This window comes from Isoptericola sp. F-RaC21 (genome assembly GCF_038593535.1).
In the GTDB taxonomy this organism is placed as follows: Bacteria; Actinomycetota; Actinomycetes; order Actinomycetales; family Cellulomonadaceae; genus Isoptericola.
The window spans coordinates 825,364-837,861 of sequence record NZ_JBCFYX010000002.1 but is presented as its reverse complement, the minus strand read 5'-3'; the positions used below and the strand labels follow the sequence as shown (position 1 = coordinate 837,861).

Here is a 12,498-nt window from a genome sequence, read left to right as displayed (position 1 = left end):
ACCGGCGGATCGGTGGTTGGATCGCCCCGTGCGCGCGATGACGTTCGACCGGTTCGGCGGCCCCGTCACGGTCCGCGAGGTGCCCGACCCCGCGGCCCCGCCGGGGGGCGTCGTCGTGCGCGTCCACGCGAGCGGGCTGTGCCTCAGCGACTGGCACGCCTGGGCGGGTCACGACACCGACATCACCACGCTCCCCCACGTGCCGGGCCACGAGCTGGCGGGCGTCGTGGCCGCCGTCGGCGAGGGCGTCGAGCGCTGGCGCGTCGGCGACCGGGTGACGTCGCCGTTCGTCTGCGGCTGCGGGCGCTGCGACTGGTGCCGCTCCGGGCAGGCGCAGGTCTGCCCGGACCAGACCCAGCCGGGGTTCACGCACGCCGGGTCGTTCGCCGAGCTCGTCGTGCTGCACGCCGCCGACACCAACCTCGTCACCCTGCCCGACGACGTCGACGACGCCACCGCCGCGAGCCTGGGCTGCCGCTTCGCCACGGCGTACCGCGCGGTCGCGGGGCGCGCCCGCGTGCGGCCGGGCGAGCAGGTGGTCGTGGTCGGCGCGGGCGGCGTGGGCCTCAGCGCGGTCATGGTCGCCGCCGCGCTGGGCGCGCAGGTGGTCGCCGTCGACCGGCACGACGGCGCGCTCGAGGCCGCACGCCGGGCCGGTGCGGCGCGCACCGTCCGCGCCGGCGACGGGGTCGACGTGCCCGCCGCAGTGCAGGACCTCACCGGCGGCTGCCACGTCAGCGTCGACGCCGTCGGCAGCGAGCGCACGTGCGCCGACGCGATCGGCAGCCTGCGGCGGCGCGGACGGCACGTGCAGGTCGGCCTGCTCCCGCCGGTCGACGGCCACCCGCGCGTGCCGATGTCGCGCGTGATCGGCTGGGAGCTGGACGTGCTGGGCAGCCACGGCATGGCCGCCGCCGACTACCCCGAGATGCTCGCGCGCGTGGCCGACGGCACGCTGCGGCCGGCCGACCTCGTCGACCGGGTCGTCGGGCTCGACGAGGGCGCGCGCCTCCTGCCCGGGCTGGCCGGCACCCCGCGCTCCGGGATGGTCGTCGTCGACCCACGGCGCTGAGCGCTCGACGTTTCGAGATCACCCTGCCCGCGCCCTCCCGGTCGTGGCCCGGCCGCCTGCTCGAGGCTATGCTGGCGGGTGGCCTGAGCAGCAGCGGCGACCGCCGCAGACGACGAGGGAGGTGCGCGCACATGACCCGTAGCGAGCCTCCCAGTAGTCCGAGCCGCGACTGACGGCTCCCCGCCCGGCCGTCGCCGGGCGGCCGTGGCGCACGCTCTCCTGAACCGGCGCCACCGTTCTCCGAGCGCCCCCGATCATCCGGGGCGCCCCCCAGCCGCAGTCGCGGGACCGATCACCGTCCCTGCACGCCCTGCTGCCTCGGAGTCCGCCATGTCCGTCACCTCCCCCCGCACCGCCGCCTCCCGCGCGGTCCGCAACCGTCCGCTGCTCGGCGCCCTGCGCCCCCGCCGCGCCACCCCGGCCAGCGGCGCGGGCGGTCGCCTGGGCAGCGCCCCGGCCGACACCCCGCAGGGTCGGCGCGACGTGCCGGCGCGCTCGTCCATCGTCGAGTCCGCCCTGTACGACGCCGACGGCCGCCGGGTCGCGAGCTTCACCCGCCTCGCGGACACGTTCCGCGAGCTGCGCGCCCACCCCGGCGGGATGGCGTGGATCGGCCTGGAGCGGCCGGACGAGACCGAGCTGGCCCAGCTGGCCCGCGAGTTCGACCTGCACCCGCTCGCCGTCGAGGACGCGATCGTCGCTCACCAGCGCCCCAAGATCGAGCGCTACGGCGACACCCTGTTCGTGGTGCTGCACGCCGCCCGGTACGTCGACCAGGCGGAGGAGGTGGAGTTCTCCGAGCTGCACGTCTTCGTCGGCCCCGACTTCGTCGTCACCGTGCGGCACGGCGCGTGCCCCGACCTCTCCGCCGTGCGCACGCACCTCGAGGCGCACCCGACCATGCTCGCCCGCGGCCCGGAGTCCGTGCTCTACGCGATCGTGGACCGCGTCGTCGACGACTACGCGCCGGTCGTCGCCGGCCTCGACGGCGACATCGACGAGATCGAGTCCGAGGTGTTCGGCGGCGACGCCGCCGTGTCGCGGCGTATCTACGAGCTCTCGCGCGAGGTGGTCGAGTTCCAGCGGGCGGTGCGGCCGCTGCAGCGCGTGTGCGGCTCTCTCGCCAAGGGCGCGGAGAAGTACGGCGTCACCGAGGAGATGCAGGCCTACCTGCGCGACGTCGCCGACCACCTCACCGAGGTCGCGGACCGGGTCGAGTCGTTCCGCGCCGCCCTGCGCGACATCCTCACCGTGAACGCCACCCTCGTGGCGCGGCGGCAGAACGAGGAGATGACGCACCTCACCGAGGTGAGCATCCGCCAGGGCGAGGAGGTCAAGAAGATCTCCGGCTGGGCGGCCATCCTCTTCGCCCCGACCCTGGTCGGCACCGTGTACGGCATGAACTTCGACGACATGCCCGAGCTGCACTGGGCGTGGGGCTACCCGGCCGCGCTGGTGGCCATGCTCAGCGTGAGCGTGGCCCTGTTCGCCGTCTTCCGCTGGAAGCGCTGGATCTGAGCAGGGTCCCCTCCGACGCGTGGTCGCGCGCGCCGTCGCCGGTCGTGGTCGCTAGGGTCGCGGGGTGAACTCGACCCCGGCGACCACCACCGGCAGCCCGACCACCGATCCCGGCGGGCTCAACCCCGCCACCCGCACGCTCCTGTCCCTCGGCGCGGCCGTCCTCGTCCTCGCCGGCGTGCACTGGGCCTCGGACGTGCTGGCGCCCGTGTTCCTCGCCGCGGTGATCGTCATCATCTGCCACCCGGTGCGCCGGCCCCTCGAGGCCCGGGGCTGGCCGCGCTGGGCCGCGACGACGGCCGTGATCGTCGTCGCGTACCTCATCCTCGCCGCGCTGCTCGCGATGCTCGTCTTCGCCGGCTTCCAGTTCGCGGACCTGGTGACCGAGTACTTCCGCGACCTCGAGCAGTCGGTGACCCAGATCGCCGCGCAGCTGTCCGACCTGGGCCTGGACACGCAGGTCGCCGACGCCGCGACGTCGTTCCTGGAGCCCTCGCGGCTGCTGTCCCTCGCGGGCAGCGTGAGCGGCATGGTCCTGTCGATCGCGACGGCCTTCTTCTTCGTGCTCGCGTACGCGATCTTCATGGCCGCCGACGCCGCCCGGTACGCCACCGCGTCCCGCGTCTTCGGCGCGACGCACGCCGAGCAGATCGGCCGCGCGACCCGGTTCAGCACCGGGGTGCGGCGCTACTTCGTGGTCAACGCGTCCTTCGGTGCGATCGTCGCGATCGTCGACGGGTTCGCGCTCGCGCTGCTCGACGTGCCCGCCCCCATGGTGTGGGCGATCCTCGCCTTCGTCACCAACTTCATCCCGAACATCGGCTTCGTGCTGGGCCTGATCCCGCCGCTCATCATGGCGTTCGTCGTCGGCGGCTGGCCGCTGGCGCTCGCCGTCGCGGCGGTCTACTGCGTCGTCAACGTGGTGCTGCAGGTGCTGGTGCAGCCCAAGTTCGTGTCCGACGCCGTCAGCCTCAGCCTCACGCTGAGCTTCATGTCGGTGGTCTTCTGGACCTTCGTCATCGGCCCGCTCGGCGCCATCCTCGCGATCCCGCTGACCCTGCTGGTGCGGGCGCTCGTGCTCGAGGGCGACCCCCGCACGGTGTGGCTGCGGTGGCTCTCCGGCGACGACGTCACGCCTGACGACGAGCGCCCCGCCGCGGCGACCCCCCGCGCGGATCCTGCCCCCTCGCACCCCGCCGTCGACCGCGTCCGCGCCGCGCTCGACGACGCCGGGGCCGGTGGGGAGATCCGCTGGCTCGACGACCACGCCACGACCGCCGCCCGCGCGGCCGAGGCGCTCGGCGTCCCGGTCGGCGCGATCGCGAACTCGCTGGTCTTCACGCTCGACGACGACCCGGTGCTCGTCCTGACGAGCGGCGCCCACCGGGTCGACACCGAGTACCTGGGCGCGCGCCTCGGCGGCCGACTCGCGCGCGCGAGCAAGGAGACGGTGCGCGACGCCACCGGCCAGGTGATCGGCGGCGTCGCGCCCGTGGGCCACCCCGCCCCCGTGCGCACGCTCGTCGACGTCGACCTGGGGGCCCACGAGGTCGTGTGGGCCGCGGCCGGCCACGCGAAGACGGTGTTCCCGACCTCGTACGACGAGCTGGTACGGATCACGGGCGGCACGCCGACGCCGGTCGTGCCGCCCGCGGAGTGATCCCGGTGGGGCAGCCCTCCGGTCAGTAGCCCAGCGCGTCCAGGGCGGCGTCGGCCATCGCGCTCTCGCCGCGCGCGTTGGGGTGCACCGGCACCACGTTGGTGCCGAACAGCAGCGGCTCCACCCACCGCTCGCCGGCGGGCGCGCACGCGTCACGACCCTCGCTGCGCTCCGCCAGGTCGACGAACGTCGCCCCCGTCTCGTCGGCCGCGCGCTCGATGACGCCGTTGAGGGTGGCCTGCAGGTCGCGGAGGTAGGGCACGTCGCCGGCCGCGACGGGAAGCTTGGCGAAGCAGCCCTTCTCGGCGGGCAGGATCCACGGGTAGCCGAGGATCGCGACGTCGGCGTGCGGGGCCCGGGCCTTGATCTCCTCGAGCGCCTGCCGGACGGCCGGGTACGTGGTCTCCTCGACCTGGCTCGTGAACCGGTCGCCGTACGTGCGCTCGCACGGGTTGCCGCGCCCGCCGGTGAGGGCGCCGGCCGAGCCGCAGGCCAGCAGCGCCCCGATGAAGGTGTTGTTGTCGTTGCCGCCGATGGTGAGGGTGACCAGGTCGGTGTCCTCGGTCACGGCGTCGAGCTGCGGGGCCACGCCCGGGGACTGCGACTGGGCGAGGTCCTTGGTCTGGGCGGCCCCGCAGGTGACGTCGACGAGGTCCGCGCCCAGGCGGTCGGCGAGGAAGTGCGGGTAGTTCAGGGTGGTGCGCAGGCAGGCGAGCGGCGCGTCGGGATCGGGTGGCAGGATGCCCGACCCGGCGGAGTACGAGTCGCCGAGGGCGACGTACTTCTCCGGGTCGGGGGCCGCCCCGGCGGGCGCCGCCGTGGCGACGAGGCCGGCGACGGCGACCGCGGCGGCGGAGGCCGCGGCGAGGGCGGTACGGCGAGTGCGACGTGCGAGGTGCATGACAACTCCCTTGTGTGTCCGCAGGCGCTCGACGGTGAGCGCCGAGACCGAGTGTCACGACGTGCGACGCCGTCTACCAGCCGACGCGCCGGGAATCCTTGCCCCCGGCACCCGCCCTGCCGGTGATCGCGTCGCGACTAGCGTGGTGCTCCGGGACGTCGACGTCCCCACCACCCCAGCGAGGAGCACGACGATGGCTCACGGCGACATCACGCACATCGACATCCCGGTGACGGACAAGGAGCGCGCCAAGGGGTTCTACTCCGGCCTGTTCGGCTGGCAGATCGACGCCCCGCCCGGGTTCGAGGACTACCCGATGTGGCGGGCGCCCAACCAGATCAGCGGCGGCGGGCTGGCGCCGCGCGACGGCGGGTTCGACCAACCGCGCAGCTACGTCGAGGTGGACTCCATCGACGACGCCCTCGCCAAGGTGCGCGAGCTGGGCGGCGCGGTGCTCATGGAGAAGTCCGAGATCAGCCCCACCAGCTGGTGGGCGGTGCTCGAGGATCCGGACGGCAACCGGATCGGCCTCTACGAGGGCACGACGGACGCCGGCTGAGCCCGGCCGTCAGCGGGAGAACAGCACCCGGCCGTCGGGGTCGCCCTGCCGGCGCGGGCGCAGCGCCGCCGGGGCCGGCCACGGCAGCTCGAACCGCTCGACGGCGACGTCGATCGCGCCGAAGTCGTCCGTCTGCACGACCACGTGGTCGGGCGTGACCTCGACGAGCTTCACGCGCAGCGGCTCGTCGTCGTCCCTCTCGAGCATCCAGACGTCCGCCATCCACGACAGCCCCGTCGACTCGAGCGCCTCCTCGGCGTCGGACCAGTCGACCGGACCGCTCACGTCGCGGCCGAGCAGCGACACGGCGACCCAGCAGTCGCCCTCGGGGCGCAACCAGCCCAACGCCTCGCGGTCGTCGGGCCGGCGGTGCTCGATCCAGTCCGCGCGCGGGCCGGCAGGAGTCTCGGGAGCAGCCATGCCGGCACCGTAGGCGACCCCCGGCCGCCCGCGCGACAGGATTCGCGAACTACCTCGCGGGCTGCCCGGCTACCTCGGCGCCTCGGCCCGGCCGTCGGCGAGGCCGCGGGCGTAGGCCTCGGCGCTGCCCTCGCGGAACAGGTCGTCCGCGCTGGGGCGCACCAGGACGCGGGCGCCGGGCCCGTCCGCGTCCGGGCCCTCGCCCGCACGCACGTGCCGCGCCAGGCCGCGCACCACCGCGACCGGGCGCCCCTCCGCCTTGCCGCGCACCAGCTCGGAGGCGGCGGCGACCTCGTCGGCCACGGCGGTCACGGTGACCGACAGCGGCCGCCCGTGCGCGTCGACGCCGCCACGGAGGTCGTCGACGACGTCCACCCCGGCGGCGCCGATCGCGATGTCCGTCAGACCGTCCCGCCACGTCCGACCGGCCGTGTCGGTGACGACGACGCCGAGCCGGTCCAGGCCGAACCGCGCGCGCAGGGCGGCCCGCAGCGCGCGGGCGGAGGCGTCCGGGTCGACGGGGAGCAGCAGCACCGTGCCGTCGGGAGTGTTCGACGCGTCGACGCCCGCCGCAGCCATGACCAGGCCGAGCCGGTTCTCCACGATGCGCAGCGGCGGCAGGCCGCCGGGCCGCGCGCGCGTCGCGACCACGCGCACCGTCTCGTCGGTGATCGCCTGCTCGCGGTCGGCGGCGCGCACCACGCGCCCCTCGGCCTTCGAGACGATCTTGGACGTGACGACCACGACGTCGCCCTCGGCGAGCGGGTCGCCCGACGCGGCGCCGTCGGCGTCCAGGGCGTCGCCGACCAGCCGTGAAAGGTCGTCCCCGGGCCGCACCTCCGGGAACCCGGCGGGCGCCCAGACGGTGAGCCGAGCGCTCACCGCACCAGCTTCGGGAGCACCTCGCGGCCGAAGACCTCGATCCACTCCTTCTGGTTGCGCCCCACGTTGTGCAGGTAGATGCGGTCGAAGCCCAGGTCGACGTACTTCTGGATCGCCTCGCGGTGCTTGTCGGGGTCGGCGGAGATCACCATGCGACCCTCGAAGTCCTCCGGGCGCACCAGCTTGGCCATCTGCGCGAAGTCGTGCGGCGAGCGGATGTCCGCCTTCGGGAACTTCATGCCGCCGTTGGGCCACTCGGTCATCGCGTTCGCGAGCGCCTCCTCGTCGGTGGACGCCCACGACATGTGCACCTGCAGCACCTTGGGCATCCCCTGCGGGTCCCGACCGGACTCGCGGACGCCGTCGTCGAACTTGCCGAACAGCATCTCGATCTTCTCCAGCGGCGCCCCGACGGTGATGAGGCCGTCGGCGTGCTTGCCCGCGCGCTTGGCGGTGATCGGGCCGGCGGTGGCGACAAGGATCTCCGGCGGCACCTCGGGCATGGTCCACAGCCGCGTGGACTCCATCTTGTAGTACTGCCCCGAGTGCTTGACGTCCTTGCCGTCGATGCCGGACGCGAACAGCTTCTTGATGATGTCGATGGCCTCGAACATCCGGTTGATCCGCTCGGGGGCCTCGGGCCAGTAGCCGGCCACCACGTGCTCGTTGAGCGCCTCGCCGGACCCCAGGCCGAGCCAGTGACGCCCGGGGTACATCGCGGCGAGCGTGGCCGACGCCTGCGCCACCATCGCGGGGTGCCAGCGGAACGTCGGGGCGGTGACGCCCGGGCCGAGGTCGCCGCGGGTGCGCTCGCCGAGCGCCGTCAGCACGTTCCAGACGAACGCCGCCTCGCCCTGCTGCGGCACCCACGGCTGGAAGTGGTCGGCGGCCATGACGCCGGAGAAGCCGTGCTCCTCCGCGTAGGCCGAGTAGTCGACGACGTCGGTGGGGTGGAACTGCTCGAGCATCGCGGCATAGCCGATGGTCAGGTCGGGGTTGGCAGCCATGGTTCCGACCCTATCCCCGGCCGCCGACCGGATACGTGGTACCGCCGTGCGCCGCCGTCACGCGAGGCGCTTGGCGAAGAAGTGCTCCGCGTAGGGGTTGTCGTTGTAGCGCGCGATGCGCCGGTAGCCCGCCCGCTCGTACATCGCGACCGCCTCCGCGAGCGTCCCGTTCGTGTCGAGGCGCACCTCGCGGTGCCCGAGGTCACGACTCACCCCCTCCAGGTGGCGCAGCAGCCGGGAGCCGAGCCCGGCCCCCCGCCAGCCGGGGTGCACCCACATCCGCTTGATCTCGCCCACCGACCCGCGCGCGCCGTCGGGCGCGCCGTCCGACAGCGTGCGCACTCCCCCGCACGCGACGGGCTCGCCGTCGCTCGTCGCGACGACGAACGCGCCCGACGGCGGCGCGAGGCGCGCGTCCTCGGGGTCACGCTCGCCGGGCGCCGGCGAGGGGCCGGGATCGAAGCCGCCCGGGAACCGCTCGTCGAGCTCCGCCACGTACGCGGCGACCGCCCGTCGCGCGAGCTCCGACCACGGGTCCACGCGCTCGAGCGTCACCGTCGCGGCCCGCACCAGCAGGTCCGCCTCGGCGAGGGCCGCCGCCAGCCGGCCCCGCTGGCGCGCCGTGAGCGGCGCGACCAGCTCGCGGGCCCTGTCCACCGACCGGCGTTCCAGGTCGTCCCAGGCCCTCCGCCCGGCGGCGGTGAGGTCGACGCGTCGCCGGCGCCGGTCGTCGGCGTCGGGCACGACGGCGACGAGCCCGTCGGCCTCGAGCCGGCGCAGCAGGCGGCTGAGGTACCCCGAGTCCAGCCCGAGCCGCGCGCGCAGGTCTCGCGTCGTGCCCGGCTCCGTGCCGATCTCGAACAGCAGGCGGGCCGTGCCCAGCGGCATCCCGGTGCCGAGGAACGAGTCCTCGAGCGCCCCCACGCGCTGCGTGTAGCTGCGGTTGAACCTCCGCACGACCTCGACGCCGTCGTCGTCCCCACTCGACACCTCGCCCCGGTTCGCCATACCTCTGACCTTAGTCAGAGAAAGTGTCCGGAGGAAGCGTCAGACGCCCGCCCGCTCCCGCCGTCGGCGCTCCTGCAGGGCCGGGTCGGCGACGGGGGCGGCGCCCACGAGCCGGCGCGTGTACTCCTCCCGCGGGGCGCCCAGCACGCGCGACGTCGGGCCGGTCTCGACGATGCGGCCCGCCTGCATGACGGCGACGCGGTCGCTGACCCGCTCCACGACCGCCAGGTTGTGCGACACGAACAGGCACGCGAAGCCCAGGCGCGCCTGCAGCTCGGCGAACACCTCCAGCACCCGGGCCTGCACCGAGACGTCGAGGGCGCTGGTCGGCTCGTCCGCCACCAGCACGGCCGGGTCGAGCGCGACCGCCCGGGCGATGGCGACCCGCTGCCGCTGGCCGCCGGAGAGCTCGTGGGGGTACCGGGCGGCATGCTCCGCGGTCAGGCCCACCATCGCCAGCAGCTCGAGCACCCGGGCCCGGGTCTCGGCGTCGCCGAGCCGGGCGTGCAGGCGCAGCGGCTCGGCGACGCAGGCGCCCACCGACCAGCGGGGGTTGAGCGTGGACGCCGGGTCCTGGAAGACGATGCCCGTGCGCCGCCGCACCGCGCGCAGGTCCGCGCGCCGCGCGCCGGCCAGCTCGAGGCCGTCCACCACGACCCGGCCGCGATCCGGTGCGAGCAGCCCCGAGACCACCTGGCCCAGCGTGGACTTGCCCGAGCCCGACTCGCCCACCAGGCCCAGCACCTCGCCGGCCGCGATACGCAGGCTCACGCCGTCCGCGGCGTGCACGGCCGCACGCCGGCGCCTCCCGCCGTACACGACGTCGACGTCCTCCAGCACGACGACGTCGGCACCGCCCGGAGCGGCTCCGCCGGCCGGCGCGGGCTCCCGTACCTCGGGCGACGACGGCTCGAGCGCGCGCCCGAGGTGCGGGACGGCGTCGAGCAACGTGCGCGTGTACTCCTCGCGCGGCGCGGAGAACAGCTCGCGCACCGGAGCGTGCTCGACGACCGTCCCGTCGCGCATCACGACGACGTCGTCCGCGAGGTCGGCGACCACGCCCATGTCGTGCGTGATGAGCAGCACCGCCGTGCCGCGGGTGTCACGCAGCCGTCGCAGCAGGTCGAGGATGTCGGCCTGCACCGTGACGTCCAGGGCGGTCGTCGGCTCGTCGGCCACGATCGCCACCGGGTCCTGCGAGAGCGCCATCGCGATGAGGGCGCGCTGGAGCTGCCCGCCGGACAGCTGGTGCGGGAACGACCGCGCGATCCGTTCCGCGTCGGCCAGCCCGGCCTCTCTCAGCAGCTCCAGCACCCGGCCGCGGGAGACGGACCGGGAGACCCGGGCGTGCGCCCCGACCGCCTCCGCCACCTGGTCGCCGATGGTGAGCACGGGGTTCCACGCGCCCATCGGCTCCTGGGAGACCAGCGAGAAGACCGCGCCACGCACGGCCCTGAACTCGTCGGGCGAGGCGCCGACCAGCTCGTCGCCGTCGTACCGGATGCTGCCCGTCACCGTCGCGGACGGGGGCAGGAGCCCGAGCACCGCCATCGCGGAGACCGACTTCCCGGAGCCGGACTCGCCGACCAGCGCGGTCACCTGCCCCGGCCACAGCGCCCACGACGACCCGTCGACCGCCGGCCCGCTTGCCTCGTCGAACACCACGGACAGCCCCTCCACCTGCAGGAGGGGCCGCCCGTCGCGCGTGTCGGTGCTCACTGGGCCAGCGAGACCTTGAGGTAGTTCGGGTACGCCGGGAAGTCCGGGATCTCGAAGTTCTGCACCTTGGAGCCGTGCAGGAAGGAGTTCTTCGTGAAGATCAGCGGCACCACCGGGGCGTCCTCGAGGATCGCCTTGTCGGCCTGGGCCCAGACGCCGGCCGCCGCATCGGGGTCGGTCTCCTGGGTCGCCTGCTCGATCAGGGCGTCCACGTCCTCGTTCGAGTAGCGCGACAGGTTGTACCCGCCGTCCCCGATCTGCGACGAGGCGAACAGCGGCTGGATGTTGCCGTTCGCGCTCGGGAAGTCGGGCTGCCACGACGAGATCGTGAGGTCGTACTTCGACCCGTCGCCCTGCGTCACGGTCTGCGTCCAGACCTCGGACGGCTGCGACACGATCTTCACCGTGAGGCCGGCGCGCTCGAGACCCTGCTGGACGGCCTGCGCCTTGGCCAGCGTGGGTGCGTCGTCGGTGACGACGAGGCGCAGCGCCCGGTCCTTCCAGCCCGCCTCGGCGAGAAGATCCTTCGCCTTGTCCGGGTCGCCGGACGGCTCCGCCGGGTACAGGTCGTAGTCCTCGCGCCCCGGGATCCCCGGCGTGATGAGCGTCGTCGCCAGGTCGCCCGCGATCGCCCCGCCGGACGCCACCTGGAACGCCTGCTTGTCCACGGCGTACTGGATCGCCTGCCGCACCTTGACGTCGTCGAGCCCCTCGGCCTCGGTGTTGATCGCCAGGTACGCGAGCGCGCCCGGCCCGGACGTCACGAGGCGCTCCTTGGCCTTCGCGTCGTTCTGCACCTGCGCGAGCTGCGCCGCGGGCACGAACGTCGCGCCGAAGGCGTTCTGGTCGTCACCGGCGTCGGCGATGAGCCGCTGGGCGACGACGGTCTCGTCCTGCCCCAGCTCGAAGACGATCGAGTCGGGGCCGGCGGTGCGGGCGTCGTCGGTCGCCTGGTCCCAGGCGTCGTTGCGCTCGAGGGTGACCGAGGTCCCCTCCTGCGTCTCGGCGACCTTGTACGGCCCCGTCGCCACAGGGGTCGTGGTGTACGTCGACACGTCGTCCTTGTCCTCGGGCACCGCGCCGAACGCCGGCATCGACACGACCCACGGCCAGTCGCCGTACGCGCTGTCCAGGTGGAAGACGATGGTCTTGTCGTCCGGCGTCTCGATCGAGTCGAGCTCCTTGCCGTCGTACGGGCCCGCGTAGTCGTCGCCGCCGGTCAGCAGGCTCTTGTGGTAGCTCAGGCCGCCGGTGAGCTCGGGGGCGAAGGACCGCTCGACGGAGTACTTGACGTCCTGCGACGTGATCGGCGTCCCGTCCTCGAACGTGACGCCGTCCTTGAGCGTGTACGTCCAGGTCTTGCCGTCGTCGGACACGGTGCCGGTGTCGGTGGCGAGGTCGGGCACCACCTCGGTGCTGCCGTCGGGGTTGGTCTGCCATGCCGTGAGGCGGCGCTCCACCAGCCCGAGCGTCGTGATCGCGAGGTTCTGGCTCGTGGCCGGGTCCCAGTTGATCGACGGCGCGGAGGTGAGGATGTGCAGGGTGCCGCCCTGCTGGACGGCGGCAGCGCTCCCGGACGAGCCGGTGTCCGGGTCGTTCGCCCCGCACGCGGTGAGGACCAGCGCGAGCGTGGCGACGGCGGAGACGGCGCCGACGGAACGCCGTCGGCTGCGGAGGGTGTTGCGGGTCATGGGTTCAGGGCCTCTCGAGGAAGAGCGTCGTGACGGGGTTGGCGCGGGTACGCGGACATCG

11 protein-coding genes and 1 pseudogene are annotated in these 12,498 nt (G+C 74.1%); 5 read left to right on the top strand and 7 right to left on the bottom strand.

All coding sequences use genetic code 11. The features are described from left to right. Nucleotides 1-28 precede the first annotated feature (28 nt). From AAG589_RS09290 to AAG589_RS09275, 4 genes and pseudogenes are all read left to right on the top strand, one after another. Entirely contained in the window at nucleotides 29-1,072 is a 1,044-nt protein-coding gene (locus AAG589_RS09290) for an alcohol dehydrogenase catalytic domain-containing protein (RefSeq protein ID WP_446719693.1), read from the top strand. 330 nt (nucleotides 1,073-1,402) lie between these two features. Further along, nucleotides 1,403-2,590 carry a magnesium/cobalt transporter CorA gene (corA, locus tag AAG589_RS09285; RefSeq protein WP_430566941.1) on the top strand — a complete coding sequence of 396 codons (1,188 nt, stop codon included), beginning with the start codon at nucleotides 1,403-1,405 and terminating at the stop codon, nucleotides 2,588-2,590. A gap of 64 nt (nucleotides 2,591-2,654) precedes the next feature. After that, nucleotides 2,655-3,656, top strand: a pseudogene (locus tag AAG589_RS09280) (AI-2E family transporter); the annotation flags it as partial. 39 nt (nucleotides 3,657-3,695) lie between these two features. After that, nucleotides 3,696-4,250, top strand: a complete 555-nt coding sequence (locus tag AAG589_RS09275; RefSeq protein ID WP_446719719.1) for a YbaK/EbsC family protein — start codon at nucleotides 3,696-3,698, stop codon at nucleotides 4,248-4,250. Between the two features lie 22 nt (nucleotides 4,251-4,272). Here the strand turns inward: AAG589_RS09275 and AAG589_RS09270 are convergent, their stop codons facing one another. Beyond that, nucleotides 4,273-5,151, bottom strand: coding sequence for an SGNH/GDSL hydrolase family protein (locus tag AAG589_RS09270; protein WP_430566940.1), 879 nt, complete (start codon nucleotides 5,149-5,151; stop codon nucleotides 4,273-4,275). Nucleotides 5,152-5,344: 193 nt separating this feature from the next. Here AAG589_RS09270 and AAG589_RS09265 point away from each other — a divergent pair, with 193 nt between their 5' ends. Beyond that, nucleotides 5,345-5,710, top strand: a complete 366-nt coding sequence (locus AAG589_RS09265) for a VOC family protein (RefSeq protein ID WP_430566939.1) — start codon at nucleotides 5,345-5,347, stop codon at nucleotides 5,708-5,710. Between the two features lie 9 nt (nucleotides 5,711-5,719). Here AAG589_RS09265 and AAG589_RS09260 read toward each other — a convergent pair whose 3' ends face one another. The 6 genes from AAG589_RS09260 to AAG589_RS09235 all read right to left on the bottom strand — a co-directional run bounded on the left by AAG589_RS09260 (nucleotide 5,720) and on the right by AAG589_RS09235 (nucleotide 12,437). Continuing rightward, nucleotides 5,720-6,130 (bottom strand): hypothetical protein, encoded by a 411-nt coding sequence (locus AAG589_RS09260; RefSeq protein ID WP_430566938.1) that lies wholly within the window; start codon nucleotides 6,128-6,130, stop codon nucleotides 5,720-5,722. Between the two features lie 69 nt (nucleotides 6,131-6,199). Continuing rightward, on the bottom strand, nucleotides 6,200-7,012 hold the full coding sequence (gene cofE / locus AAG589_RS09255) for a coenzyme F420-0:L-glutamate ligase (protein ID WP_430566937.1): 813 nt from the start codon (nucleotides 7,010-7,012) through the stop codon (nucleotides 6,200-6,202). Next, a complete protein-coding gene (locus tag AAG589_RS09250) occupies nucleotides 7,009-8,019 on the bottom strand; it encodes a TIGR03557 family F420-dependent LLM class oxidoreductase (protein WP_430566936.1) in 1,011 nt (336 codons plus the stop codon). The genes cofE and AAG589_RS09250 overlap by 4 nt, the downstream gene beginning before the upstream one ends. Before the next feature lie 57 nt (nucleotides 8,020-8,076). Continuing rightward, entirely contained in the window at nucleotides 8,077-9,027 is a 951-nt protein-coding gene (locus tag AAG589_RS09245; protein ID WP_430566935.1) for a bifunctional helix-turn-helix transcriptional regulator/GNAT family N-acetyltransferase, read from the bottom strand. Nucleotides 9,028-9,066: 39 nt separating this feature from the next. After that, complete coding sequence (locus AAG589_RS09240) at nucleotides 9,067-10,746, bottom strand: ABC transporter ATP-binding protein (RefSeq protein WP_430566934.1); 1,680 nt, start codon at nucleotides 10,744-10,746, stop codon at nucleotides 9,067-9,069. Next, nucleotides 10,743-12,437 (bottom strand): ABC transporter substrate-binding protein, encoded by a 1,695-nt coding sequence (locus AAG589_RS09235; RefSeq protein ID WP_430566933.1) that lies wholly within the window; start codon nucleotides 12,435-12,437, stop codon nucleotides 10,743-10,745. The genes AAG589_RS09240 and AAG589_RS09235 overlap by 4 nt, the downstream gene beginning before the upstream one ends. Between the last annotated feature and the right edge of the window lie 61 nt (nucleotides 12,438-12,498).

Excerpts from the sequence above, each read along its gene's own strand:
- corA (WP_430566941.1), top strand. The coding sequence starts at position 1,403 with ATGTCCGTCACCTCCCCCCGCACCGCCGCCTCCCGCGCGGTCCGCAAC.
- AAG589_RS09270 (WP_430566940.1), bottom strand. The coding sequence starts at position 5,151 with ATGCACCTCGCACGTCGCACTCGCCGTACCGCCCTCGCCGCGGCCTCC.
- AAG589_RS09265 (WP_430566939.1), top strand. The coding sequence starts at position 5,345 with ATGGCTCACGGCGACATCACGCACATCGACATCCCGGTGACGGACAAG.
- AAG589_RS09260 (WP_430566938.1), bottom strand. The coding sequence starts at position 6,130 with ATGGCTGCTCCCGAGACTCCTGCCGGCCCGCGCGCGGACTGGATCGAG.
- AAG589_RS09250 (WP_430566936.1), bottom strand. The coding sequence starts at position 8,019 with ATGGCTGCCAACCCCGACCTGACCATCGGCTATGCCGCGATGCTCGAG.
- AAG589_RS09245 (WP_430566935.1), bottom strand. The coding sequence starts at position 9,027 with ATGGCGAACCGGGGCGAGGTGTCGAGTGGGGACGACGACGGCGTCGAG.
- AAG589_RS09235 (WP_430566933.1), bottom strand. The coding sequence starts at position 12,437 with ATGACCCGCAACACCCTCCGCAGCCGACGGCGTTCCGTCGGCGCCGTC.